This window comes from Pseudonocardia adelaidensis, assembly GCF_039543345.1.
GTDB classification, from domain to species: Bacteria; Actinomycetota; Actinomycetes; order Mycobacteriales; family Pseudonocardiaceae; genus Pseudonocardia; species Pseudonocardia adelaidensis.
The window spans coordinates 1-23,823 of sequence record NZ_BAABJO010000010.1 but is presented as its reverse complement, the minus strand read 5'-3'; the positions used below and the strand labels follow the sequence as shown (position 1 = coordinate 23,823).

At 73.1% G+C, this 23,823-nt stretch carries 31 protein-coding genes and 1 pseudogene; 21 read left to right on the top strand and 11 right to left on the bottom strand.

Going from position 1 to position 23,823, the window contains the following annotated elements:
• Positions 1–12: 12 nt before the first annotated feature.
• Complete coding sequence (locus ABEA81_RS15185) at positions 13–615, bottom strand: hypothetical protein (RefSeq protein WP_345605715.1); 603 nt, start codon at positions 613–615, stop codon at positions 13–15.
• A 224-nt stretch (positions 616–839) separates the two neighbouring features.
• On the opposite strand from ABEA81_RS15185, the gene ABEA81_RS15180 reads away from it, so the two are divergent.
• The 9 genes from ABEA81_RS15180 to ABEA81_RS15140 all read left to right on the top strand — a co-directional run bounded on the left by ABEA81_RS15180 (position 840) and on the right by ABEA81_RS15140 (position 7,661).
• Positions 840–1,142, top strand: a complete 303-nt coding sequence (locus ABEA81_RS15180) for an urease subunit gamma (protein ID WP_345605714.1) — start codon at positions 840–842, stop codon at positions 1,140–1,142.
• A complete protein-coding gene (locus ABEA81_RS15175) occupies positions 1,142–1,468 on the top strand; it encodes an urease subunit beta (protein ID WP_345605713.1) in 327 nt (108 codons plus the stop codon). Before ABEA81_RS15180 ends, ABEA81_RS15175 begins: the two co-directional genes overlap by 1 nt.
• The gene (locus ABEA81_RS15170) at positions 1,465–3,180 is read left to right on the top strand and encodes an urease subunit alpha (RefSeq protein WP_345605712.1); all 1,716 of its coding nucleotides are present in this window, start codon (positions 1,465–1,467) and stop codon (positions 3,178–3,180) included. Before ABEA81_RS15175 ends, ABEA81_RS15170 begins: the two co-directional genes overlap by 4 nt.
• A complete protein-coding gene (locus ABEA81_RS15165) occupies positions 3,180–3,845 on the top strand; it encodes an urease accessory protein UreF (protein WP_345605711.1) in 666 nt (221 codons plus the stop codon). The genes ABEA81_RS15170 and ABEA81_RS15165 overlap by 1 nt, the downstream gene beginning before the upstream one ends.
• Positions 3,835–4,536 (top strand): urease accessory protein UreG, encoded by a 702-nt coding sequence (ureG, locus tag ABEA81_RS15160; RefSeq protein WP_345605709.1) that lies wholly within the window; start codon positions 3,835–3,837, stop codon positions 4,534–4,536. Before ABEA81_RS15165 ends, ureG begins: the two co-directional genes overlap by 11 nt.
• 3 nt (positions 4,537–4,539) lie before the next feature.
• Positions 4,540–5,319, top strand: a complete 780-nt coding sequence (locus tag ABEA81_RS15155) for an urease accessory protein UreD (protein WP_345605708.1) — start codon at positions 4,540–4,542, stop codon at positions 5,317–5,319.
• 4 nt (positions 5,320–5,323) lie between these two features.
• Positions 5,324–6,046 carry a GntR family transcriptional regulator gene (locus tag ABEA81_RS15150; RefSeq protein ID WP_345605707.1) on the top strand — a complete coding sequence of 241 codons (723 nt, stop codon included), beginning with the start codon at positions 5,324–5,326 and terminating at the stop codon, positions 6,044–6,046.
• Positions 6,047–6,201: 155 nt separating this feature from the next.
• Entirely contained in the window at positions 6,202–7,167 is a 966-nt protein-coding gene (locus tag ABEA81_RS15145; protein ID WP_345605706.1) for a cytosine permease, read from the top strand.
• A 5-nt stretch (positions 7,168–7,172) separates the two neighbouring features.
• Positions 7,173–7,661 carry a cytosine permease gene (locus tag ABEA81_RS15140; RefSeq protein WP_345605705.1) on the top strand — a complete coding sequence of 163 codons (489 nt, stop codon included), beginning with the start codon at positions 7,173–7,175 and terminating at the stop codon, positions 7,659–7,661.
• On the opposite strand, the gene ABEA81_RS15135 is transcribed toward ABEA81_RS15140, so the two are convergent.
• The 4 genes from ABEA81_RS15135 to fbaA form a co-directional block, all read right to left on the bottom strand.
• On the bottom strand, positions 7,640–8,302 hold the full coding sequence (locus ABEA81_RS15135) for a lysophospholipid acyltransferase family protein (protein WP_345605704.1): 663 nt from the start codon (positions 8,300–8,302) through the stop codon (positions 7,640–7,642). The two genes, ABEA81_RS15140 and ABEA81_RS15135, sit on opposite strands and share 22 nt — an antisense overlap.
• A 178-nt stretch (positions 8,303–8,480) precedes the next feature.
• Positions 8,481–9,581, bottom strand: coding sequence for an FUSC family protein (locus ABEA81_RS15130; protein ID WP_345605703.1), 1,101 nt, complete (start codon positions 9,579–9,581; stop codon positions 8,481–8,483).
• Positions 9,582–9,585: 4 nt separating this feature from the next.
• Positions 9,586–9,999, bottom strand: a complete 414-nt coding sequence (locus ABEA81_RS15125) for a DUF3151 domain-containing protein (protein WP_345605702.1) — start codon at positions 9,997–9,999, stop codon at positions 9,586–9,588.
• The gene (gene fbaA / locus ABEA81_RS15120; protein ID WP_345605701.1) at positions 9,996–11,027 is read right to left on the bottom strand and encodes a class II fructose-bisphosphate aldolase; all 1,032 of its coding nucleotides are present in this window, start codon (positions 11,025–11,027) and stop codon (positions 9,996–9,998) included. The genes ABEA81_RS15125 and fbaA overlap by 4 nt, the downstream gene beginning before the upstream one ends.
• A 100-nt stretch (positions 11,028–11,127) precedes the next feature.
• On the opposite strand from fbaA, the gene ABEA81_RS15115 reads away from it, so the two are divergent.
• From ABEA81_RS15115 to ABEA81_RS15100, 4 genes are all read left to right on the top strand, one after another.
• Positions 11,128–11,706 carry a SigE family RNA polymerase sigma factor gene (locus ABEA81_RS15115; protein ID WP_345605700.1) on the top strand — a complete coding sequence of 193 codons (579 nt, stop codon included), beginning with the start codon at positions 11,128–11,130 and terminating at the stop codon, positions 11,704–11,706.
• Positions 11,707–11,802: 96 nt separating this feature from the next.
• Entirely contained in the window at positions 11,803–12,030 is a 228-nt protein-coding gene (locus ABEA81_RS15110; protein WP_345605699.1) for a hypothetical protein, read from the top strand.
• Positions 12,031–12,047: 17 nt separating this feature from the next.
• The gene (locus ABEA81_RS15105; protein WP_345605698.1) at positions 12,048–12,689 is read left to right on the top strand and encodes a DedA family protein; all 642 of its coding nucleotides are present in this window, start codon (positions 12,048–12,050) and stop codon (positions 12,687–12,689) included.
• Positions 12,690–12,740: 51 nt separating this feature from the next.
• Positions 12,741–13,436, top strand: coding sequence for a DedA family protein (locus tag ABEA81_RS15100; protein ID WP_345605697.1), 696 nt, complete (start codon positions 12,741–12,743; stop codon positions 13,434–13,436).
• Positions 13,437–13,446: 10 nt separating this feature from the next.
• On the opposite strand, the gene ABEA81_RS15095 is transcribed toward ABEA81_RS15100, so the two are convergent.
• Complete coding sequence (locus tag ABEA81_RS15095) at positions 13,447–14,511, bottom strand: glycoside hydrolase family 76 protein (protein WP_345605696.1); 1,065 nt, start codon at positions 14,509–14,511, stop codon at positions 13,447–13,449.
• On the opposite strand from ABEA81_RS15095, the pseudogene ABEA81_RS15090 reads away from it, so the two are divergent.
• The 3 genes and pseudogenes from ABEA81_RS15090 to ABEA81_RS15080 form a co-directional block, all read left to right on the top strand.
• Positions 14,471–15,034 (top strand): annotated as a pseudogene (locus tag ABEA81_RS15090) (DJ-1/PfpI family protein); the annotation flags it as partial. The gene ABEA81_RS15095 and the pseudogene ABEA81_RS15090 overlap by 41 nt on opposite strands.
• A gap of 85 nt (positions 15,035–15,119) precedes the next feature.
• Positions 15,120–15,563: a GlxA family transcriptional regulator gene (locus ABEA81_RS15085; protein ID WP_345605695.1), complete on the top strand. Its 444-nt coding sequence runs from the start codon at positions 15,120–15,122 to the stop codon at positions 15,561–15,563.
• Between the two features lie 13 nt (positions 15,564–15,576).
• Complete coding sequence (locus ABEA81_RS15080) at positions 15,577–16,215, top strand: DJ-1/PfpI family protein (protein WP_345605693.1); 639 nt, start codon at positions 15,577–15,579, stop codon at positions 16,213–16,215.
• A gap of 304 nt (positions 16,216–16,519) precedes the next feature.
• On the opposite strand, the gene ABEA81_RS15075 is transcribed toward ABEA81_RS15080, so the two are convergent.
• The gene (locus ABEA81_RS15075) at positions 16,520–16,978 is read right to left on the bottom strand and encodes an NUDIX domain-containing protein (RefSeq protein ID WP_345605692.1); all 459 of its coding nucleotides are present in this window, start codon (positions 16,976–16,978) and stop codon (positions 16,520–16,522) included.
• Positions 16,978–17,670 carry an HAD family hydrolase gene (locus ABEA81_RS15070; RefSeq protein ID WP_345605691.1) on the bottom strand — a complete coding sequence of 231 codons (693 nt, stop codon included), beginning with the start codon at positions 17,668–17,670 and terminating at the stop codon, positions 16,978–16,980. The genes ABEA81_RS15075 and ABEA81_RS15070 overlap by 1 nt, the downstream gene beginning before the upstream one ends.
• A gap of 72 nt (positions 17,671–17,742) precedes the next feature.
• Here ABEA81_RS15070 and ABEA81_RS15065 point away from each other — a divergent pair, with 72 nt between their 5' ends.
• Positions 17,743–18,150 (top strand): DUF4262 domain-containing protein, encoded by a 408-nt coding sequence (locus tag ABEA81_RS15065; protein ID WP_345605690.1) that lies wholly within the window; start codon positions 17,743–17,745, stop codon positions 18,148–18,150.
• 79 nt (positions 18,151–18,229) lie between these two features.
• On the opposite strand, the gene ABEA81_RS15060 is transcribed toward ABEA81_RS15065, so the two are convergent.
• Entirely contained in the window at positions 18,230–18,898 is a 669-nt protein-coding gene (locus tag ABEA81_RS15060) for a TrmH family RNA methyltransferase (protein ID WP_345605689.1), read from the bottom strand.
• Positions 18,899–18,918: 20 nt separating this feature from the next.
• On the bottom strand, positions 18,919–19,470 hold the full coding sequence (locus ABEA81_RS15055; protein ID WP_345605688.1) for an AAA-type ATPase lid domain-containing protein: 552 nt from the start codon (positions 19,468–19,470) through the stop codon (positions 18,919–18,921).
• 140 nt (positions 19,471–19,610) lie between these two features.
• On the opposite strand from ABEA81_RS15055, the gene ABEA81_RS15050 reads away from it, so the two are divergent.
• Positions 19,611–19,943 carry a hypothetical protein gene (locus tag ABEA81_RS15050; RefSeq protein ID WP_345605687.1) on the top strand — a complete coding sequence of 111 codons (333 nt, stop codon included), beginning with the start codon at positions 19,611–19,613 and terminating at the stop codon, positions 19,941–19,943.
• Positions 19,944–20,115: 172 nt separating this feature from the next.
• On the opposite strand, the gene ABEA81_RS15045 is transcribed toward ABEA81_RS15050, so the two are convergent.
• Positions 20,116–20,379, bottom strand: coding sequence for a hypothetical protein (locus tag ABEA81_RS15045; protein ID WP_345605686.1), 264 nt, complete (start codon positions 20,377–20,379; stop codon positions 20,116–20,118).
• Between the two features lie 190 nt (positions 20,380–20,569).
• Here ABEA81_RS15045 and ABEA81_RS15040 point away from each other — a divergent pair, with 190 nt between their 5' ends.
• Genes ABEA81_RS15040 through ABEA81_RS15030 form a run of 3 tightly spaced genes read left to right on the top strand, consistent with a single transcriptional unit; the run spans position 20,570 to position 23,300 of the window.
• The gene (locus tag ABEA81_RS15040) at positions 20,570–21,583 is read left to right on the top strand and encodes an amidohydrolase family protein (RefSeq protein WP_345605685.1); all 1,014 of its coding nucleotides are present in this window, start codon (positions 20,570–20,572) and stop codon (positions 21,581–21,583) included.
• A 2-nt stretch (positions 21,584–21,585) separates the two neighbouring features.
• Positions 21,586–22,278 carry an iron-sulfur cluster assembly protein gene (locus tag ABEA81_RS15035; protein WP_345605684.1) on the top strand — a complete coding sequence of 231 codons (693 nt, stop codon included), beginning with the start codon at positions 21,586–21,588 and terminating at the stop codon, positions 22,276–22,278.
• Positions 22,275–23,300: an NAD(P)-dependent alcohol dehydrogenase gene (locus ABEA81_RS15030; RefSeq protein WP_345605683.1), complete on the top strand. Its 1,026-nt coding sequence runs from the start codon at positions 22,275–22,277 to the stop codon at positions 23,298–23,300. The genes ABEA81_RS15035 and ABEA81_RS15030 overlap by 4 nt, the downstream gene beginning before the upstream one ends.
• Positions 23,301–23,823: the final 523 nt, after the last annotated feature.

The window sequence follows — 23,823 nt, the reverse complement described above, 5'->3', positions numbered from 1 at the left end:
GTGCGGTCGGCCCTACCCCACGACCGATCTGATCAGGTCCCGCACCGGTCCGGCGTCGATCCCGTGCCGCTGCAGCTCGTCGACGATCGCGTCGCCGACGGCCGCGGCGCCCTGCGCCGCGACCTTCGGGCCGGCGTTCGCGATCTCGCCCTCGACGTTCTGCTTCAGCACCGAGCCGCCGTACCAGAGCCCCATGACGAGCGCGGCGACCGGCAGTAGCAGCGACGCGGCGAACCCGAGCCCGGCGAGGAGCTTGGGGCGGGCGATCACGAGGGCGATCACCGCCAGCAGGAACACCACGAGGGCGCCGAGCAGCACCCCGCCCAGGCTCATCACCTGGCCCCCGGCGCCCCCGAGGGTGCCGCTGGAGGTCAGGTGGACCGACGCGAGCGTCTCGTAAGTCAGGTAGTACGTCAGCGCCGACACGACCAGTGCGCCCAGCAGCACCAGTCCGGAGAGGACCTGTCCGCGGGTGCGCCGCCGCGGGGACGAGTACTCGTCGTCGTAATCGTCGCCGTAGTCGTCGGCGGCCGGGCGGGGCGCGGGGCGTCGGGGGATCTCCGCCCGCACGATGGGGATCGGCGTGGTGGGGAGGAACGCCGTCCTGTCGTGCATCGGGGGAGGCGGGCCCGCAGGGCGGGGCGCCGTGGGGTAGGGAGCTGTCGGTCGGGGAGCCGCATCGAAACGTGGCGGGCCCCAGTGCGTTGGCTCGCTCATCGGGTGACCCTCTCACGACCAGGTGACGGGCGCCGGGTGCAGGTGCACGCGGTGGGTCACGGCGTCCGCCCCGGAAACATGTTCGCAGCATCCGAGTAACAATCGGCGGTGAGGATGGCCCCATGCACCTGAGCCCCCAGGAGCGCGACAAGCTGCTCGTCCACGTCGCGGCCGACGTCGCGCGGGCCCGCAAGGCGCGCGGGCTGCGGATGAACCACCCGGAGGCGGTCGCGCTGATCACCGACCACGTGCTGGAGGGCGCGCGCGACGGACGCACCGTCGGCGAGCTCATGTCGAGCGGACGGGAAGTCCTCTCGCGGGACGACGTGCTCGACGGCGTGGGCGAGATGCTCGACTCGGTGCAGGTCGAGGCCACCTTCCCGGACGGCACGAAGCTCGTCACCGTCCACAGCCCGATCGTCTGATGGTCCCCGGCGAGGTGCTCCCCGGCGTGGAGCCCGTGGAGCTGAACCCGGGCCGTGAGCGCACGACGCTCGTGGTCACCAACACCGCTGACCGGCCCGTGCAGGTCGGCTCGCACTACCACTTCGCCGCCGTGAACCCCGGGCTCGAGTTCGACCGCGCCGCGGCGTGGGGCCGGCACCTCGACATCCCCGCCGGCACGTCCGTCCGGTTCGAGCCGGGCGTCGAGCGGGAGGTCGGGCTCGTGCCGCTCGCCGGGGCCCGCCGGGTGCCCGGCCTGCGGCCCGAGCACGCGGGCGCCCTCGACGAACGGGGACCCGCGTCGTGACCTCGATCGAGCGCGGCCGCTACGTCGACCTCTTCGGCCCGACCGCCGGTGACCGGATCCGGCTGGCCGACACGAACCTCCTCGTCGAGGTGACGGAGGACCGCAGCCGGGGCGCCGCGTCCGGCGACGAGGTGCTGTTCGGCGGCGGCAAGGTGATCCGCGAGTCGATGGGCCAGTCCACCCGCACCAGCGCCGAGGGCGCCCCGGACCTCGTGATCACCGGGGCCGTGGTGCTCGACCACTGGGGCGTGGTGAAGGCCGACGTCGGCGTGCGCGACGGGCGGATCGTCGGGATCGGCAAGGCCGGCAACCCGGACACGATGGACGGCGTCGACGAGGCGCTGGTCATCGGCCCGTCCACCGAGGTGATCGCCGGGAACGGGCGGATCCTCACGGCGGGCGGCATCGACGTCCACGTCCACTTCATCACGCCCGGCCTGGTCGACACGGCGCTCTCCGCCGGGATCACGACGCTGGCCGGTGGCGGCACCGGCCCGGCAGAGGGCACCAAGGCCACCACCGTGACGCCGGGGCCGCGCGCCATCGGCCGCATGCTGCAGGCGCTGGACCACCGGCCCGTCAACGTGCTGCTGATGGGCAAGGGCAACACCACCAGCTCCGACGCGCTGTGGGAGCAGCTGCGGGCCGGGGCGGGCGGGTTCAAGCTGCACGAGGACTGGGGCACCACCCCAGCCGCCATCGACGCCTGCCTCCGCGTGGCCGACGAGTCCGGCGTGCAGGTGGCGATCCACACCGACACGCTCAACGAGGCCGGCTTCCTCGAGTCGACGCTCGCGGCGATCGGCGGCCGCTCGATCAACGCCTTCCACACCGAGGGCGCGGGCGGCGGGCACGCGCCGGACATCATCGAGGTGGTCGCGCAGGCGAACGTGCTGCCGTCGTCGACGAACCCGACGCGGCCGCACACCGTCAACACGATCGACGAGCACCTCGACATGCTCATGGTCTGCCACCACCTCAACCCGGGGGTGCCCGAGGACCTCGCCTTCGCCGAGAGCCGCATCCGGCCCAGCACGATCGCGGCCGAGGACGTCCTGCACGACATCGGTGCGATCTCGATGATGAGCTCGGACTCCCAGGCCATGGGCCGCATCGGCGAGGTGATCATCCGGACCTGGCAGACCGCGCACGTCATGAAGGCCGCCCGCGGCGCGTTGCCGGGCGACGGCCGCGCCGACAACCTCCGGGCCCGGCGCTACGTGGCCAAGTACACGATCAACCCGGCGCTCGCGCACGGCATGGCGGACGAGATCGGCTCCGTCGAGGTGGGCAAGCTCGCCGACCTCGTGCTGTGGGAGCCGAAGTTCTTCGGGGTGCGTCCCGAGCTGGTGCTCAAGGGCGGGTTCATCGCGTGGGCGCAGATGGGCGACGCCAACGCCTCCATCCCGACGCCGCAGCCGGTGCTCCCCCGCCCGATGTTCGGGGCCGCGCCGCTGGTGGCCGCCGAGACCAGCCGGAACTTCGTGGCCGCCGCCGCGCTCGACGCCGGCCTGGACCGCCTGCGGCTCGTCAAACCGGCGCTCGCGGTGGCCGGCACCCGTTCGGTGTTCAAGGCCGACATGGTCGCCAACGACGCCACCCCGGACGTGCGGGTCGACCCGGACTCGTTCGCGGTGCGCATCGACGGCGAGCTGGTCGAGCCCGCCCCGGTGTCCGAGCTGCCGATGGCGCAGCGCTACTTCCTCTTCTGATGCCGTCGCTCGCCGCACTCGCCCTCGCCGACGCGCGGTTCCCCGGCGGCGGGCACGTGCACTCCGGCGGGCTGGAGGAGGCCGTCGCGCGCGGCCTGGTCACCGGCGTGGCCGACCTCGCGCCGTTCCTGCACGGGCGGCTGCGGACGGCCGGCCTGGTGGCGGCCGCGTTCGCCGCCGCGGCGGTCCGTGCCGACGCGCCGTTCCCCCTGCTGGACGCCGAACTGGACGCCCGCACGCCGTCGGCCGCGCAGCGCGAGGCGTCCCGGGCGCAGGGGCGCGCGGCTCTGCGCGCGGCCCGGGTCGCGTGGCCGTCCGCCGTGCTCGACGACCTGGTGGCCGCCCACCCCCGGCCGCACCACCCGCTGCTGGTCGGCGCGGTCGTCGGGATCGACGGCGGCACGCCGGCCGAGGCGGCCCACTGCGCCGCGTACCTGGCGGTGAGCGGCGCAGCGTCCGCGGCCGTGCGGCTGCTCGGGCTCGACCCGTTCGCGGTGAACGCCGCGGTGGTCGCCCTGCGGCCGGTGCTCGACGCGGTCGTCGCCGAGGCCGCCGTGCCGCACCCGCCCGAGCGGCTGCCCGCGCCCGGAGCGCCCGTGCTCGACCTCATGGCCCAGGCCCACGTCCACCACCATCGGGAGCAGGTGCGTCTCTTTGTCAGCTAATCACGGCCACGGACACGGCCACCCGATCAGCCTCGACCCCACCGAGTCGGAGCCGGACCGCCACGATCCCGTCGCACCGCGGGGCCGGGCGGTGCGGATCGGCATCGGTGGCCCCGTCGGCAGCGGCAAGACCGCGCTGGTCGCGGCGCTGGCCCGCGCACTGGGCGAGCGGCTGCGCCTCGCCGTGGTGACCAACGACATCTACACCACCGAGGACGCCGATTTCCTCCGCCGCAACGCGGTGCTCGCGCCGGAACGGATCGAGGCCGTGCAGACCGGGTGCTGCCCGCACACCGCGATCCGCGACGACATCACCGCGAACCTCGACGCGATCGAACTGCTCGAGGAGCGGTTCGGCGACCTCGACCTGGTGCTCGTCGAGAGCGGCGGCGACAACCTGACCGCGGTGTTCAGCCGCGGGCTGGTGGACCGGCAGATCTTCGTGGTGGACGTGGCGGGCGGCGACAAGGTGCCCCGCAAGGGCGGGCCCGGCGTCACCACCGCCGACCTGCTGGTGATCAACAAGATCGACCTCGCCCCGCTCGTCGGGGCGGATCTCGAGGTCATGACCTCGGACGCGCACCGGATGCGCGGCGAGCTACCCGTCATCGCGCAGTCGCTCGTGACCGACCCGGCGGCAACGGACGTCGCCGGGTGGGTGCTCGCGCAGGTCGCGGCCGTGCGGGTCTGATCCGTGCTGGCGCGGGCGCGGGTCGTCGTCGAGCGCGGGCCCGGCGGGCGGAGCGTGGTCCGGGAGCTGCGCTCGCAGCCCCCGCTCGCGCTGCTGCCGCAGCGGGGGAACGCGGCCGGACGCTCATCTGTCACCACCGTGCACATGGTCGGCTCGGCCACGAGCCCGCTCGGCGGCGACGACGTGGGGCTCGACGTCGAGGTCGGTCCGGGTGCCGACCTCGTGCTCACCGGGGTGGCCGCCACCCTGGCGCTGCCCGGGCAGGCCGGCAGGCCCAGCAGGCTCGTGGTCCGGCTCCGGGTTGCCGACGGGGCCGGGCTGCAGTTCCTCCCCGAGCCGACGGTGGTGACGCGGCGGGCGGACCACCACGGCGAGCTGCACGCCGAGCTCGGCGAGGGGTCGCGGCTGCGCTGCCGGGAGGTGCTGGTGGCGGGCCGCAGCGGGGAGCCGTCCGGGCGGTTCCACGGCCTCGTCCGCGTGCGGGACGGATCACGTCCGCTCCTCGTGCAGGAGCAGGAGTTCGGCGATGCCGCTCTGCAGGCGTCGGCCGCCCACCTGGCGGGGCGCCGGGTGCTGGGCACCGAGGTGCTCGTCTGGGGCGCCGACCCGACCGGCGCGGTGGTGGGCGGGTGGTGGTCACTCAGCCCCCTGCCGGGGCGGGGCTGCCTCGCCACCGCCGTCGGCGGGGACGCGGTCGCGGCGCAGCGCGCGCTGGCGGCCGCCGCGGCCGCCCACCCGGGCTGGTCGGCGGCGGTGCTCGGGGCGGCAACGGCCGTACGGTGACGTCGTGACCGGTTACGGGCAACGTCCGCGGCGCAAGCTGCCGGAGGAGGCCTCCACGTTCGTCGCGGCGTTGGCCCGCTCGCGGCGTGCCGGTGTCCCGGAGGCGGTGCTCGGCGAGCTGCGCCGGGTGATCCTCGCCGGCGACGCCCCTCCCGGCCTGGCGATCCCCTCCGACGAGGTGGCGGCGCTGTTCGAGGTCAGCGTGATCCCGGTGCGGGAGGCGCTGAAGACGCTGGTCGGCGAGGGCCTGGTGGAGCACCGCAGGCGGGGCGGCTACACCGTGGCGTGCTTGACCCCGGCCGAGCTCGACGAGCTGTACGTGGTGCGCGGCGTCCTGGAGCAGGCCGCGCTGGCCGCGGCCGTCGCACAGGCGGACGGCGAGGCCCGCGCCGGGGCCCGGGACGCCCACGACGCGCTCGCCGCGGCCGTGGAGGACGAGGACGGGCGGCGCTACAACCGCGAGAGCCGCCGGTTCCACCTCGCGCTCGTGGCCCCGGCGGGGATGCACCGGCTGCAGGCGATGCTGGAGTCGGCGTGGAACCTCACCGAGCCCTACCAGCCGATGGCGCAGGTGCCGCTCGCCGATCGCCGCGCCCTGCACGCCGAGCACGCACGCATGCTGGAGGCCTTCCTCGCGTGCGACGCGGCGGCCCTGCGCGAGCACGCCGCCCGCCACCACGAGCACCTGCGCACCACGATCTCCATGCACGCGCCGAACCCGACGTAGGTGCCCGCCTCAAGATGTGGCCGCCAATTATAAGTTGAGATTTGTTTCCTCGAGCGCAATTCGGCGTGAATCATCGGGCGAGGCCCACTGACGCGCCGCGGTGTCGCTCAGCGTCCCGAGCGGGTCGTATCCGGACCACTGCCGCGGGAGGCGCGATGACCGATTCCCTCACCAACTCCGATGCGGGAGTACGTCATCCCTACGACGACCGCCTCACCAACGAGGACCTCGCACCGCTGCCGGAACAGCGCTGGGGCAGCTACAACTTCTTCGCGTTCTGGATGTCCGACGTGCACAGCGTCGGCGGGTACGTCACGGCCGGCAGCCTGTTCGCCCTCGGGCTGGCGGCGTGGCAGGTGCTGGTCGCGCTGCTGATCGGGATCACGATCGTCTACGGGCTGTGCAACCTGGTGGCGCGGCCGAGCCAGGCCACCGGCACCCCGTACCCGGTGATCTCGCGGGTGGCGTTCGGCGTGCTCGGCGCGAACATCCCGGCGATCATCCGCGGGCTCATCGCCGTCGCCTGGTACGGGATCCAGACCTACCTGGCATCGGCGTCGCTCGTGGTGGTCGCGTTGAAGCTGTGGCCGGGGCTCACGCCCTATGCGGACGTCGACGCGTACGGGTTCGCCGGGCTCTCGGCACTCGGCTGGGCCGCGTTCCTGGCGATGTGGGTGGCGCAGGCCGCGGTGTTCTGGAACGGCATGGAGGCCATCCGCAAGTTCATCGACTTCTGCGGTCCCGCCGTCTACGTGGTGATGTTCCTGCTCGCGGGCTACCTCGTGCTGGAGGCGGGCTGGGGGTCCATCGACCTGAACCTGGTGGAGGTCAGCATCACCGGGTGGGCGTCGGTCCCGGTGATGCTCACCGCGATCGCGCTCGTCGTGTCCTACTTCTCGGGACCGATGCTGAACTACGGCGACTTCGCCCGCTACGGCCGCACGTTCGCCGCGGTCGAGCGGGGGAACTTCCTCGGGCTTCCGGTCAACTTCCTCGCGTTCGCACTGCTGGTGGTGATCACCACGGCGGCCACGATCCCGGTGTTCGGCGAGCTGATCACCGACCCGGTCGAGACCGTGGCCCGCCTCGACAACACCTACGCCGTGGTCTCGGCGCGCTGACATTCATGATCGCGACGGTGGGCATCAACATCGTCGCGAACTTCGTCTCGCCCGCGTTCGACTTCTCGAACGTCGCGCCCCAGCGGATCAGCTGGCGCATGGGCGGGATGATCGCCGCCGTCGGCTCGGTGCTGATCACGCCGTGGAACCTCTACTCCAGCCCGGAGGTCATCCACTACACGCTCGACACCCTCGGCGCCTTCATCGGCCCGCTCTACGGCGTGCTCATCGCCGACTACTACCTGGTGCAGAAGCGCCGGGTCGCGGTCGACGACCTGTACACGCTGCGCCCCGACGGCACCTACCACTACCGGCGCGGCTACAACCCCGTGGCGATCGCCGCCACCGCGGTGGGCGCCACGGTGGCGATGCTCGTGGTGCTGCTCGGCTCCTCCGACGCGGCGGCGTTCAGCTGGTTCATCGGCGCCGGACTCGCGTTCGCCGGGCACCTGGCGGTGTCCCGGCGGACCGCTCAGGCCGCGGGGCGCTCGTGATACGTGTCGACGTACTCCTGGTGGGACAGCCGTGCGATCGCGTCCATCACCTCGTCGGTGACGGCGCGGCGGATGGCGCTGGAGCCCTCGAGGCCCTCGTACCGGCCGAAGTCGAGCGGCTGCCCGAACCGGACCACCACCCGGTACGGCCGGGGGAACTTCTTGCCCACCGGCTGCACCAGCTCCGTGCCGATCAGCCCGACCGGCACCACCGGTGCGCCGGTGGAGAGCGCGAGGCTGGCCACCCCGGTGTGCCCGCGGTGCAGGCGCCCGTCGAGCGACCGCGTGCCCTCGGGGTAGATCGCGAACGCACCGCCTGCGTCGAGGACCCCGCGCGCCGCGTGCAGGGCCGCCAGCCCCGCCTTCGCGTTCGCGCGGTCGACGGGCACGTACCCCAGCGCCGAGAGGAACGACGCCAGCGCGCGGCCCTTCAGCCCTTTGCCGACGAAGTACTCCGCCTTCGCGAGGTACGACACGGGACGACCGGCCGTCAGCGCGATCACCGCTGTGTCGACGGCGGCGCGGTGGTTGGCCGCGAGGATCACCGGGCCCTGCCGGGGCACCCACTCCGCGCCGTGGACCACCGGTCGGTAGATGAACCGGGCGAGCGGACCGAGCAACCAGCGCACGAGCAGATGCACGGGCGGGGAACGTCGGTCGGGGCCGCCGGGTTCCCGATCATGGAGATCCGGAGGCAGGACCACCCGGACGGCGGCATCTGAGGGTCGGTCCGGCACCAACGGGTCCACCGGCCCAACGGCCGTCCGATCGCCGATGCGCTGGGACCGCGACCTCGTGCCGAGCACGGGCGCGAGCGGCTCAGTCCCGGTCCGGGCCGTCGTCGCGCATCGCGTGGAGGGCCTCCTGCCGGGACATCCCGGTGCCCTGCAGCAGGTCAAGGGCGATCGAGCGCGCCTGCGCCACGATCACGACCTCGGAGGGGCCGGGGGTGATCGCTCGGGCGAGCTCCCTCGCGTGCCGGACCACGTCGATCACCGGCTCGCGGGCCAGCTCCCGGTCGCCGTCCCGGCCCAGCTGGGCGGTGAGCGCCCGGACGGCGGTGGCCAGCTCGCTCACCACGTCGGCGAGCTCAGGGGCGGACGGCTCGTCGTCGCAGAGCGCGGTGTACGCGCGGCGCACCAGCACCCGGGCGTTGCGCATGGCGTAGTCGGCGCGCTTGGCCAGCTCCTCGTAGCGACGGAGCGGTCTGCGCTGACGGCGCAACAGCGGCGAGACCCGGGTGACCTCGTGACCGCCACGCAGCGCCGCGCGCAGCTCGTCGATCAGCGGCTGGCTGGCCCGGGCCCGTGCCAGCGCAGCGGATGCGGCCTCGGCGTCACGCCGCCGCAGCGACTCCGCGGTGTCGGCGAGCACGGCGGCGAGCTCGTCGAGCAGGACGCGCGACTCGCGGCGCACCGGACCCACCGGGTCCGACGGGATCACGGCGGCCACGGCGAGCGCGACGGCGCCGCCGACGAGTGCGTCGATGCAGCGGTCGAAACCTGCCGCGCCGCCCGGCGGGAGGAGCGTGGCCACCAGTACGGCCGACGCGCCGGCCTGCCCCACGAGCAGCGTGGCCCCGTCGGTGAACACCGCCGCGGCCATCGCGAGCGCGACGACGAGCACGATCTGCCACGGCCCGCTGCCGATCACCGAGATCAGCGCGTCCCCGACGAGCACGCCCAGGCTCACGCCGATGACCAGCTCGACGGTGCGGCGCAGCCGGCTGCCCAGCGAGATCCCGAGGCTGATCACGGCGGCGATCGGCGCGAAGAACGGGCGAGCGTGGCCGATCACCTCGGTGGCGGCGAACCACGCGACGCCCGCGGCGACCGCGCACTGCCCGATCGGCAGTGCGGACAGCTGCAGCCTGCGGCTTCCGGCGGTGAGCCGGGTGCGCAGCCGGGTGGCCGCGGGCATCGGGTCAGCCGAGGCCGAGGGCGGTGGCCGCCTCCGGGTCGGAGTCGGAGAGGAAGACGCGGCAGCGCTCCGCCTCGTCCGCCTCCCCGATCGCCGCGGCCGCCTTCTGCAGGGCGGCCAGCGCCCGCAGGAAGCCCCGGTTGGGCTCGTGCGACCACGGCACCGGGCCGAAGCCCTTCCACCCGGAGCGGCGCAGCTGGTCCAGCCCACGGTGGTAGCCGGTGCGGGCGTAGGCGTACCCGGCGATCGTCTCCCCGCCGTCGAGCGCGCCTTCGGCGAGCACGGCCCACGCGAGGCTCGACGTCGGATGGGCGGCGGCCACCTGGGCCGCCTCGGTGCCCCGGTCGAGCTCGGCGGCGGCCGGGTCGACCGGCAGCAGCGTCGGCTCCGGCCCGAGGAGGTTCCCCTGCAAGCTCATCGCAGCGTGGTGCCCGTCGACTTGAGGTTCTCGCATGCGTGCGCCACCCGCTCGGCCATGCCGGCCTCGGCGGCCTTCATGTACGAGCGCGGGTCGTAGACCTTCTTGTTGCCCACCTCGCCGTCGACCTTCAGCACGCCGTCGTAGTTGGTGAACATGTGCGCCGCGATCGGGCGCGTGAAGGCGTACTGGGTGTCGGTGTCGATGTTCATCTTGACGACGCCGTAGCTCACGGCCTCGTGGATCTCCTCGAGCAGCGAGCCGGACCCACCGTGGAAGACCAGGTCGAGCGGCTTCGACCCCTCCGCCAGCCCGAGCTTCGCGGTGGCGACCTCCTGGCCCGTCCTGAGGATCTCCGGGCGGAGCTTGACGTTGCCCGGCTTGTAGACGCCGTGCACGTTGCCGAAGGTGGCCGCGAGCAGGTAGCGGCCCTTCTCCCCGCCACCGAGCGCCTCGACCGTGGCCTCGTAGTCACCCGGCGCGGTGTAGAGCTTCTCGTTGATGTCGTTGGCGATCCCGTCCTCCTCGCCGCCGACGACCCCGATCTCGACCTCGAGGATGATCTTCGCCTTGACGGCGCTGTCGAGGAGCTCGGCCGCGATCCGCAGGTTCTCGTGCAGCTCGGTGGCCGAGCCGTCCCACATGTGCGACTGGAAGAGCGGGTTGTCGCCCCGGTCGACCCGCTCCCGGCTGATCGCGATCAGCGGTCGGACGTAGGAGTCGAGCTTGTCCTTGGGGCAGTGGTCGGTGTGCAGCGCGATGTTGACCGGGTACTTCTTCGCGACCACGTGCGCGAACTCGGCGAGCGCCACGGCACCCGTGACCATGTCCTTGACCTTGCCGCCGGAGGCGAACTCGGCCCCGCCGGTGGAGAACTGCACGATCCCGTCGCTCTCCGCTTCGGCGAAGCCACGCAGCGCGGCATTCAGCGTCTCCGAGCTCGTGACGTTGATGGCCGGGTAGGCGAACTCACCCCTCTTCGCCTTGTCCAGCATCTCGTTGTAGATCTCGGGGGTGGCGATCGGCACGACTGACCCTCCTCGACGTTCGCGGCTCGCGCCAGTATCCCGCACAGCCCGCCCGACGTGCCTGTCGGCGGCTCTCCCGGGGGGCACTAGGCTCGGCAGGGTGCTGCGGGATGGCGGGGGAAACGCCGTCGAGGCCACGCTCTCGCGACTGCGACGCCTCGACGCGCGGCCCGAGTCTGCTCACGCGCCGGGCACGCCCCTCACGATCTCCGACCTGTACCGCGACCACCGCATGCGGATGGTGCGGCTCGCCGTCCTGCTCGTCGACGACCCCAGCACGGCGGAGGACGTCGTGCAGGAGGCGTTCGCCGGGCTGCACCGGCACTGGTCGGGGCTGCGCGACGAGGCCGCTGCCGTCGGCTACCTGCGCACCGCCGTCGTCAACGGCTCGCGCTCGGTGCTGCGGCGGCGGCGCACCGCGCGCGACTACGTGCCCCCGCACCAGGTCAACGCCCGCTCGGCCGAGTCGCTCGCCCTGCTGTCCGCCGAGCACCAGGCCGTGGTCGACGCGCTCTCGACGCTGCCACCCCGGCAGCGCGAGGTACTGGTGCTGCGCTACTACGGCGGCCTCTCCGAGGCCGAGATCGCCGAGGCCACGGGCATCAGCCGGGGCACGGTCAAGTCCACGGCGAGCCGCGCCCTCGACGCCGTCGCGCGCGTCATGGGTTCGCGCGCCTGATAAGGGCCCGTCCGGGGGACCTGAGCCGCGCTCTTGGCGCCCAGACCATCGACCCAGATCCCCCGGACGGGCCCTTCGTACGGCACGATGGGCCCCGTGACCGCGACCGACGAGTCCGAGCGACGGCTCGCCGAAGCGCTGCGGGCGAGGGCCACCGGCGCCGGCGGCCGGGGCACCACGCGCCCGGCGCGCCGCGTTGCGGGCCGTTCCGGCACGAGCACCGCCACCGCCCTGCTGCTCGCGCTGCTGGGGGGCGCCGCGCTGGGCACGGCGCTCGCGCTGGTGTCCCTGCTCGCCCCGGGCGTGCTGCCCCCACTGGGCTGACCGGTACCGTCTGTCCCGTGACGCTCGCACTCGGCCCGGAGTGGCTGCAGCCCGACACGATCATCTCGTGGCTCGGGCCGTGGGCGCTCGTCGGGCTCGCCCTGATCATCTTCGCCGAGTGCGGCCTCCTGCTCGGCTTCTTCCTCCCCGGAGACTCGCTGCTGTTCACCGCGGGGCTCTTCGTGGCGCAGGGCGCGATCGACGCCCCGCTGTGGCTGGTGTGCGCGATCCTGGTGGCGGCGGCCGTCATCGGCAACGCCTCCGGCTACTGGATCGGGTACAAGGCGGGGCCGGCGATCTTCGACAAGCCGCAGTCACGCCTGTTCAAGCCCGAGCACGTCGTGAAGACACAGGGCTTCTTCGACAAGTACGGCAACCGCGCCATCGTGCTCGCCCGGTTCGTGCCGATCGTGCGCACGTTCATCACGGTCATGGCGGGCGTCGGGCGGATGGAGCCTCGGCGCTACTTCACCTACTCCGTCATCGGCGGCGTCGTGTGGGCCGCCGGGGTCACGGTTCTCGGGTTCTGGCTCGGCCAGCTCACCTTCGTGCGCGAGAACATCGAGTTGATGCTGATCCTCATCGTCGCGATCTCCCTGCTGCCGATCGTCGTCGAGGTGCTGCGCGCGCGGCGCAAGCCGCGGAGGCATGCGGCGTAACGCCCGGCGACCCACGCCCGAGCCTCCGGGAAGCCCCTACCCTGGAATCCCGTGACCGACGTCGTCGCCCAGCTCGCCCTCGCCGGGCCGCTCGACCAGGCGGGGCCGATCACGGTGTGGGCGGTCGTACTCGCCTTCGTCTTCTTCGAGTGCGCGTCCATCGTCGGCATGTTCCTGCCCGGAGACTCCCTGCTGCTGGCGGCGGGCGTGGTCCTCGCCCACGGCGCGCACGGGGCGAGCGCGTGGACGCTCGGTTTCGTCGCCGCGGCCGTCGCCGTCGGGGGCAACCAGGTGGGCTACCTCGTGGGGCGGTACGCGGGTACCCGCATGCTCGCCCGCCGCGAGGGCCGGATCCTCAACCGCGCCAACCTCGACCGGGCCGCCGCGTTCTTCGAGCGGTGGGGCTTCTGGGCCATCGTGGTGGCCCGCTGGCTGCCGTGGGTGCGCACGCTCGCGCCGATGATCGCCGGCGCGGCCCGGATGAACAACCGGCGCTACATCCTCGCCAACTCCGTCGGCGCACTCCTGTGGGTGCCCACGCTGATCATGCTCGGCTACTACGGCGCCGGCCTGCTCGACAGCATCCCGTGGCTCAAGGAGGCGGCCACGATCCTCGCCGTCGGCTTCTTCGTGGTCGGCAGCGGCTTCGGGCTCTACCGGTACCTGCAGGACGTCCGCAAGCCGGTCGACGAGACCACGGAGCGCCCGCGGGGCAGGCCGGACGACGACCTCCGCGACGCCGCCTGACCCCGCACCGTCAGGCCTCCTGCAACCGGGCCGCGGCCTCCAGCAGCATCCAGCCGGAGAGCTGCACCGACAGGTCGGCCTCCGGTGTGCCGGCCCGCGGCTCCGGCGCCGGGTCACGCCATTCGGCCGAGAAGACCGGCCCGCCGCCGATCTCGGCCCGCCCCTTCCAGACGGCCTCGGCGTTGGCGAACACCAGCTCGCGCGACGCGTCGGCCAGCTCGGGAACGCGCAGGGCGGCGTCGGCGAGGTAGCGGGCCGTGATGCCGGCGAAGAGGCCGCCGTCGCCGCCGCCCGACCCCGGCAGCACGCCGTCCGGCCCGGCGAGTCGCTGCCGCACGGCGTCGACGACCGCGAGCGCGCGGTCGGTCCAGCGCTGGTGGCCGTCGCGGGCGGCGAGCTCCACGCAGGCACCCAGGTAGACGCCCTGGTTGTAGGTGTAGATGTACGGCTCGACGGCGCGCACCGAACCGTCGGGCGCGACCCGCACGCCGTCGCGGACCAGGCCCGAATCGGGGTCCACGAGCGTCTCGGCCATCCAGTCGGCGATCGCCGCCGCGAACGCGGACTGCCCGTCGCGCGCCAGCAGGATGGCCGCGGGCCCGTTCGCCGGGGCCGCCTTGAAGTCGTCGTCGCGGCGCCACCAGATGCCGCCGCCACCGCCTTCGGTCCAGCCGTCGTGCAGCCGGTGCGTGATCCTGGGCAGCGCCGACGGGCCCGAGCGCCCGACCAGCGTGCCCCCGCGCTGCAACGCGAGGCCGAGCCATGCGATGTCGTCGTAGTAGCGGTTCAGCCACGACCAGCCGTTGCGCAACCGCACGCTACGGGCGAACGCCGCGATCGCCTTGGCGCGCGTCCGGTCCGGCGCGCGCAGCTGTGCGTCGATCAGGCAGTCGAGCAGGTGCGCCTGCCACCAGTAGTGCCACGGCACGAGCGGGGCCGGGCCGCGGCGGGGCCAGCGGACCCGGCCGATCCGGGTGCCGGGCAGGACGCCGCCGACGCGGCGCACGTGCCGGCGGACGACAGCGCGCTCGGCGATGCCCGCCCGTTCCCTCCAGTCGACGTCCGCAGCGGCCATCTGGCCAGTCTGCACGATGGCCGAAAGCGTGGGACCCGTGTCGTTGACGCCACAACGGCACCGGCGCGACGCTGATCGCGTGCCCGTCCACGAGGTCCTGATCCCGCTCTACGACGGCGTGCAGCCGTTGGACGTGGCCGGACCGCACGAGGTGCTGGCCGCGGCCGGCCACGTGCTCGATCGTCGCGGAGACGGTGGCGGCTACCGGATATCGCTCGTCGCGGCGCGGCCGGGCCCGATCCGCGCGGGCAGCGGGATGCAGCTGGTGGCCGACGGTCCGCTCCCCGAGTCCGGGCCGATCGGCACCCTGCTCGTGCCGGGTGGAAACGCCGCCGTGGACATGTCCGGCACCGACCCCTTCGTCTGCTGGCTGCGTCGCGCCGCCGAGCGCGCGGAGCGGGTCGTGTCGGTGTGCACCGGATCGTTCGCCCTCGCCTCCGCCGGCCTGCTCGACGGGCTGAGCGCCACGACCCACTGGTACTACGCCGCCGACCTCGCCCGCACCCACCCCGGCGTCGACGTCCGGCCCGACGCGATCTACCTGCGGCAGGGCCGGATCTGGACCGCTGCGGGCGTCACCGCGGGGCATCGACCTCGCGCTCGCGCTGGTGGAAGCCGATCACGGGCCGGACGTCGCCCAGCAGATCGCCCGCCACCTCGTGGTGTTCCTGCGCAGGCCGGGCGGGCAGAGCCAGTTCGCGGGGCCCGTGTGGACGCCGCCCGCGCGCCGCCCCGGCGTCCGCGAGGCCCAGGACCTCATCCACGGCGACCCCACCGCCGACCTGCGCGTCTCCGTGCTCGCCTCCCGGGTGGGGATGAGCGAGCGGCACTTCAGCCGGGAGTTCACGCGTGCGCTGGGCTGCCCGCCCGGCGACTACGTCGAGCAGGTGCGCGTCGACACCGCGCGCCGCCTGCTAGAGACCGAACCCGTGCTCGTCACGGTGGCCGCCGCCCGCGCGGGCTTCGGGTCCGCCGAGACCATGCGCCGCGCCTTCCTGCGCCGCCTCGGCGTCGCGCCCGGCCACTACCGCCGCCGCTTCGCGGTGCACTGAGAGAGGAACTGCCGTGCAGATCGCCATCGCCCTGTTCCCCCGCGTCACCGCGCTGGACGCAATCGGGCCCTACGAGGTGCTGCAGCGCGTCCCCGAGGTGGACGTCGTGTTCACCGGCGAACGGCGCGGCGAGGTCCGCACCGACAACGGCTTCCTCGGCCTCACGGTCGACGCCGCCTTCGCCGAGGTGCCCGCGCCGGACGTCGTGGTCGTGCCGGGCGGGATCGGCACCCGCGACCTCCTCGCCGGCGGGCCCCACCTCGACTGGCTGCGCGCCGTGCACCCCGGCACCCGGTACACGACCTCGGTCTGCAGCGGCTCCCTCGCCCTCGGGGCCGCCGGCCTGCTCGACGGGCTGACAGCAACGACGCACTGGAGCGCGTACGAGCACCTGCGCCGGTTCGGCGCCGAGCCCGTCCATGAGCGGGTGGTCGAGCACCTCGACCGGCGGATCATCACCGCCGCGGGCGTCTCCTCCGGGATCGACATGGCCATCCGGCTCGTCGCGCTGCTCGTCGACGACGTGGCGGCCAAGGCCGCGCAGGTGTTCATCGAGTACGACCCGCAGCCACCGTTCGACGCGGGGCACCCCAGCAAGGTGGACGCGGACGTCATGCAGCGGGTGGAGGAGTACGCGAAGGCGCGGTCCTAGTACGACAGCTGGGCTTCGTGCTGGTGGACCGCTGCCGGCGCCTGGCCCGGACATGGATGGCCAGCGCGACCGCTCCACCGAGCGCCGGGTGAGGCGTGGTCGACAGTGCGGTCACAGGGTCTGCGATGCGGGCCTGCGGTGGGATCCGTGCGCCGCGGTCCAACTAGCGCCGACCGTGATCGACGAGAGTGGTCACAGAACCGCACGGGAGCGGGCGGAGAACGCAGGCGCTGATCAAGCCTGGGCAGCGCGCCCCCAATTCGGCAACACCCTCGCCACGCGGTTCACGTCCCCCTGCCATCGATCATGGTTGCTGCGCGGGCCCGGCGAGTCCCCACGTGCCGCTCGCCCACTCGCGGAACAGGTCGAGTGTCGCCGGCAGCTGCGAGTGCAGCGGCGCCGGCAGCGCGTCGAGCGAGAACCAGCCCAGCTCGTCGAACTTGTGCGGCTCCCCGATCGCCACGGCCGCGGGATCGACGCGCACGGCGTTGACGACGGCCACCCAGTGCGATCCGCCTCGCAGGAGGTTGCGGACGCCGATCGTCTCGACGTCCAGCGCGTCGGCCGTGTACTCCTCGCGGACCTCCCGCCGCACGGCATCGGCGAACGACTCGCCGTGTTCGAGGGCTCCGGCGCCGGTGTCCCAGGTGCCGCGCTCGTCCCGGGCGCCCCGGCCGCGGCGGGCGAGCAATACCCGGCCCTGGCCGTCGTGACAAGCGAAAACGACCGACACGGCCGGGTCGACCCGCGGATCGACCGGCATCAGAAGTGCTCCGTCAGCTCGCGGAAGTGCTTCAGGTGCACCACCCCGCGGTCGGCGGGGTCGAGCTCGTCCTCCTCGAGCACCCACGTGTGCGGGCTCGGGATGAACACGGCGTTCAGGCCCGCCGCACGGGCCGGGAGGATGTCCGAGCGCGGCGAGTTGCCGATCATCCAGGTCGTTGCCGGCACGAGTTCGTGCTCGGCGACGAGCGACCGGTACGTGCCCGGGTGCTTCTCCGCCACGATGTGGATGCTCGCGAAGTGGTGCGCGAGGTTCGAGGCGTCGATCTTCCGCTGCTGCTCGGCGGGCTCGCCCTTGGTGACCAGCAGCAGGTCGTGGCGGTCGCCGAGCTCGACGAGGGTCTCTGCGACCCCGGGCACGAGCTCCACCTCGTCGAACACGAGTGCCCTCGCGAGCTCCTCGATCTCGCGCGCCTCGGCGGGGTTGGCCGGGCGCTCGCTCAGCCGCTCGAAGCAGTCGTGCAGGCTGCGCAGGAAGCTCGCGCTGCCGTATCCGTGCACGACCACGTTGGCGCGCTCCACCTCGTCCAGCACGGCGCGGGTGGCGGCGCGGTCGAGCGTGGGGTGGGCGAGCCAGTCGAGGTACGCGTCGATCACGCGCTCGAAGAGGACGTTGTTCTCCCAGAGGGTGTCGTCGGCGTCGAACAGCAGCGTCTGGCGGACGGTCGGCACCGCGGGAGCCTACAAACCCCTCCTGGGCGAGTCTCATCGTTTTCGTCGGTGTTCGAATGTATGTTCGAGACCATGGAGCCCATCGCATCCACCCACCAGGCCGACCAGTACGGCGCCTGGCAGCGCGACATGATCCGTCGCCACGGCTGGGCGCTGCAGCCGATGCCCGGCGACGAGGACGGCCCGCCGTACGTCTACACGGTCGGCCTGTCCGGCTTCGGCCACCCCGAGCTCATCCTCTTCGCCACCGCTCCGGCCGTCGCCGCAAAGGTGCTCAACGACCTGGGGGAGCTGGTCCGCCTGGGCCGCGGGCTCGCCGCGGGCGAGCGGGTCCGGCTGCGCAGCGGCGACGTCCACCTGCTCACGTTCCCCGAGTCCGCCGACTGGCTCTTCGCCGCCAACGACCTCTACCGAGCGCCGGGCGACCCGCCGGTTCGCGCGCTGCTGGTGGTGCCGGCCGACGAGCTGGCGCCGGTCTGACACCGGACGCACCGCGCGCTGCGCGCAGTCGTCACAGGGCCCCTGGCCCCTGTGCCGAACGAAGCGAGCGCGCGGGGCGTCACCAGGCGGTGTTCAGGTCGGCGTGCTGCCGGATCCAGGTGTGCATCGCGATGCCCGCAGCCACCCCGGCGTTGATCGAGCGGGTCGAGCCGAACTGGGCGATCGACACCGTCAGCGCGGCCGCGGCGCGGGCCTCGCCGGTCACACCGGGGCCCTCCTGGCCGAAGAGCAGCATGCAGTCGCGCGGGAGCCGCGCGGTCTCGATCCGAGCGGCCCCCGGCGTGTTGTCCACGGCCACCACGGCGAGGCCGTGGGCGTCGGCGAAGTCCGCGAGGGCGGCCACGTCGCCGTGGTGGTGCACCCGCAGGTAGCGGTCGGTCACCATCGCCCCGCGCCGGTTCCACCGCTTCCGCCCGACGATGTGCACGCCGGCGGCGGCGAACGCGTTGGCGGTGCGCACCACCGTGCCGATGTTGTGGTCGTGACCGAAGTTCTCGATGGCCACGTGGAACGGGTGGGCACGCCGCGCGAGATCGGCGGCCACCGCGTCGCGGCGCCAGTACCGGTAGGCGTCCACCACGTTGCGCGCGTCGCCGTGCTCGAGCAGCTCCGGGTCGTACCGCTCGTCGCGCGGCCACCCCGGCCGCCCGCCCGGCCACGGCCCCACACCCACCTGGCCGGGCACGGCCCACTCGCTCGGGCCCACCGCGTCGTCCTGCTCTCGCACGCCGCGATGATGCCCGCCCGTCAGCCGCGGCCGGGGATCCGGATGCCGTACTGCGCAATCTTGCGGTAGATCGTCGCCCGGCTCATGCCGAGCTCGGCGGCCGCCTCGTTGACGGTGACGCCCGGCTCCACCAGGCAACGCACGATCTCGTCGCGCTCGAGCGTCTCGATCCGGGTGAGGCGCCTGGTGGCGCCGCTGAACACCTCGGCCGCGAGGTGGCGGGTGTCGACCACGTCGCCGCGGATCACGGCGTCGCGCACCACGCGCTGCAGCTGGGTGGCGTTGCCCGGCCAGTGGTACGTCGTGAGCGCGCGGGCGGCGTCCGGGGTGAACCGGACCTCGCGGCCGCGGACGCGCCGGGCGAACCAGCGGGCGAGCGGCAGCACGTCGTCGGGCCGGTAGCGGAGCGCGGGCACCTCGACCACCTCGTCCACGAGCTCCTGCAGCGGAGCCGGGATCGCGGCCGGGTCCTCGGCGGTCAGGGCGAACGCGCGCCGCCCGGCCCGTTCGACGATCACGGCGAGCTCGGCGGCCGCCCACGACGACAGCGCGTCGACCCGGCCGACCACCACGCTCGTGCGCTCCTTGCCCAGCTCGGGTGTCCAGAGGGCGAGCCACGACTCGGCGTCGTCGGGGGCGGGCGGGCGGGCGGGCGGTGAGCAGCCGGTCGTGCGGGCGGACGCGGTGGTGGGCCGCGGCGAGCAGCGCTGCCTTGCCGACGCCCGGCTCGCCGACGACCGCGACGCCGCGACCGGCCCGCAACGCCGCCACCACGGTGTCGAGGGGCCCGCGCCAGGCCGCGGACAGGGCGGGGGAGGGCTCGTCCGGCTCGGCCGGGGCCACCCGGAACACCTCGCCCCTGGGAACCGGTCGCGGCCGGGCGCCGCGCGAGCGCGCCTGCATCAGGGCGGCGGTGTGGCCTGCCGCCATCTGGGCGAGCGCGAGCAGCAGGGTGTCCGCCTGCCGCGACCACGTCGTGAGGTTGACGCTGCCGAGCAGCCTGCCGGTGGCCGGGTCCGCCACCGGCACCGCGGCGCACGTGTAGCCCCACAGGCCGGTGCAGTAGTGCTCGTCGGCCCGCACGAGCGACGGTGCGCGGTCGGCGAGTGCGAGCCCGAGCCCGTTGGTGCCCGCCTCCCGCTCGGAGAACGCGAAGCCCGGCGCGAGGTACACGCGGTCGAGGGCGCGCAGCAGCGTCGTGTCGGTGCACATCCGGCTCAGCCCGCGCTGTCGGTGAGTATGAGGCTCACCGGTTCGTCGGCGAGCGTGGTGTGCAGCCCGTGCAGCACCTCCTGCACGCACTCGAAGAAGAGCGAGCCGTCATCGACCTGGCCTGCGAAGACCGGGTTCACCGCGTCCAGCGACACCCCGTAGCCCGCGCTGCGCCGCCACGACGCGGTGAGCCGCGACGAGACCGGGACCATCACGCCGCGCTCCCGCGCGATGAGCTCACGTTCGGCGAACTGCGCCTCTCCGTCCATCGAGAACCTCTCCTCGGACGCTTCGCTGCGTCCTCGAACTGCGACCCAACGAACTGCGACCCAACGAACTGTGACACAACGCTGTCGCGACGTCGCCATGATGTGGTCTCAGATTGAGACGCTGCCGGGCCCGCACGGGGCCGGCGGCTGTCTAGCGTCCCGGGCCATCCCGCGAGACGAGGAGACAACGATGTACTCGAAGGACGGCGAGAACTACTTCATCGTCGACGCGCACGTCGCGCTCTGGGACGCGCGTCCGCAGAACCAGCGCAACATCCACGGCAAGCAGTTCATCGACTGCTTCTACGACTACCACCGCAACCTCAGCCCGCAGGCCGAGGTATGGCCCTACGAGGACTACCTCTACCAGGGCTCCGACCGGCTGATGCACGACCTGTTCGACGTGGGGCACGTCGACCACGCGATCTTCCAGCCCGCCCACCTCGGCGAGTTCTACCGGGCCGGGTTCGGCCAGACCGAGGAGGCATCGGCCCTGGCGAAGGCGCACCCGGACAAGCTGACCTACAACCACTACTGGGACCCCCGCAACGGCGAGGAGGGCCTCAAGCAGCTCCGTGCGGACGCCGCGCGGTTCGATCTCAAGGGTGTGAAGCTCTACACCGCCGAGTGGCACGGCCAGTCCCGCGGCTGGAAGCTCGACGACCCCTGGTCCTACCGCTACCTGGAGACGGCCCAGGAGCTGGGGATCCGCAACATCCACATCCACAAGGGCCCGACGATCCGGCCGCTGGACCGCGACGCGTTCGACGTCGCCGACGTCGACAAGGTCGCCACGGACTTCACCGAGATGAACTTCGTGATCGAGCACTGCGGGCTGCCGCGCCTGGAGGACTTCTGCTGGATCGCCACCCAGGAGCCGAACGTGCACGCCGGCCTGGCCGTCGCCATCCCGTTCATCCACACCCGCCCGAAGTACTTCGCCCAGATCATCGGCGAGCTCCTGTACTGGCTGGACGAGGACCGGATCCAGTTCTCCAGCGACTACGCGATCTGGACGCCGCGCTGGCTGGTCGAGCGGTTCGTCGACTTCCAGATCCCCGAGGACATGACCGAGTACGCGCCGCTGACCACGGCGCAGAAGAAGAAGATCCTCGGGTTGGACGCCGCCGCGATGTACGACATCCCGGTGCCCGCCGAGCTGCAGCTGCCCCGCGAGGAGCCGCAGGCCGTGGCGGTGGCCTGAGCATGTCCGCCCCCGAACGGGACGCGCTCCACGCCCTCGGCACGGTCGTCGACCCCGAGCTGGACGAGCCGATCACCGACCTCGGCTTCGTCCGTTCGCTCGAGGTGGACGGTGCGGCCGTCACGGTGCACCTGCGGCTGCCGACCTCCTTCTGCTCGCCGAACTTCGCCTACCTGATGGCCTCGGACGCCAAGGACGCGCTCACCGCGCTGCCCTGGGCCCGCCGGGTGACCGTGGAGCTCGACGACCACCACGACTCCGAACTGATCAACCGCGGCCTCGCCGCCGACGCGGGCTACCGGGGCACGTTCGCCCACGAGGCCGAGGAGAGCCTCGTCGAGCTGCGGGAGACGTTCCGGCGCAAGGCGCACACCGCCGCGATGGAACGGGTGCTGACCCGGCTGCTGCGGGCCGACCGCACCCGCACGGCGGCCGACCTGCACGGCGTGACGATCGGCGACCTGCCCGCCGACGACGCCACCGCGGCCCTGCTGCGCCGGCGCGCTGGGATCGGGCTGGGCGACGACCCCGCCCTGCCGGTACTGGTCGACGCCGACGGCACCCCGTACCCGCCCGACGAGGTGCCGCTGCGGCTGCGGCTGGCCCGGTCCACCCGGATCTCGATCGAGGGCAACGCCCACTTCTGCCGTGGCCTGCTGGCCACCCGATACGACCTCGAGGAGAACGCATCGTGAAGGCCGTGCAGGTGGTGGGGTACCACCACGACCTGGAGATGACCGACGTCCCGGACCCCACCGTCGAGGGGCCCTTCGACGTGATCGTGAAGATCGGCGGCGCCGGCGTGTGCCGCACCGACCTGCACATCCTCGAAGGGCAGTGGGAGGAGAAGTCCGGGGTCACGCTGCCGTACACGATCGGCCACGAGAACGCGGGCTGGGTGCACGCCGTGGGCGGCGCCGTGACCAACGTCCGCGAGGGCGACAAGGTCATCGTGCACCCGCTGATCACCTGCGGGCTGTGCCGCGCCTGCCGCTCGGGCGACGACGTGCACTGCACGCAGTCCCAGTTCCCGGGCATCGACACCGACGGCGGGTACGCCGAATACCTGCGGACCTCCGCCCGCAGCGTCGTCAGGCTCGACGACGGGCTGGAGCCGGCCGACGTGGCCGCGCTCGCCGACGCCGGGCTGACCGCGTACCACGCGGCGACCAAGGCGGCCCGGCGGCTCGGCCCGCGCGACACCTGCGTGGTGATCGGTGCGGGCGGCCTGGGTCACATCGGGATCCAGGTGCTCAAGGCGTCGACGCCGGCGCGGATCGTGGTCGTCGACCGCAACCCGGCGGCGGTGAAGCTGGCCGAGTCGATCGGCGCGGACGAGGGCGTGGTGGCCGACGGCGGACACGTCGATCATGTCCTGGAGCTCACGAGAGGCGCCGGGGCCGAGGTGGTCGTCGACTTCGTCGGTGAGGGCGGCAGCACGTCGGAGGGCCTGCGGATGACGAAGCGGGCGGGCGACTACCACGTCGTCGGGTACGGCGAGAACGTCGACGTCCCGACCATCGACCTGATCTCCGCCGAGAAGAACGTCGTCGGGAACCTGGTCGGCAGCTACGACGACCTGTGCGACCTGATGGAGTTGGCCGCGCGCGGCCTGGTCACGCTGCACACCGCCAGGTACGCGCTGGACGACTTCCAGCAGGCGATCGACGACCTCGACGCCGGACGGGTCCGGGGCCGGGCGATCCTCGTCCCCTAGACGGTCGATTCCCATGGGCAAGACCGTGGGGTCCTTCTCCGGGCCTCCTGGCGGCGCCGCGCAGTGTGCGGGGCGGGGCAGCAGCGCGGGCAGGCCGGGGCCTGCCCGATGGGGCGCGCGGCGCCGCCAGGAGGCGGTCCCACCGGGCCGGAGCCGCAACCGGGGCCGGCGCAGCGATCAAGGGCAGATGGTTGCTCTGCAGCGGTGACCTGAGAACCCAGGGATCAACCATCTAGTGTCCCGAGTCGGAAGTTCGGTGCGTATATCGGCGGATCCAGGTTCTCGCTGAGTGCGCCGGCGAGCCGGCCTCGTACCGGGCGTACTCGGCCGGTTCGCCAGTGCGCTCAGCGTGGAGCTGGGCCGTCGAGATACGTGGTGGACTTTCGACTCGGGACACTAGTAGTACTTTGTTAGGTGTGTCGTTCCCGCTGATCCTGCCCGTTGTGTGATCTTGTTCTGATCCGTGACACCGGAGGAGATGGAGCAGGTGCGGCCGCGGTTGGAGGAGTTCGCGGCCGGGATG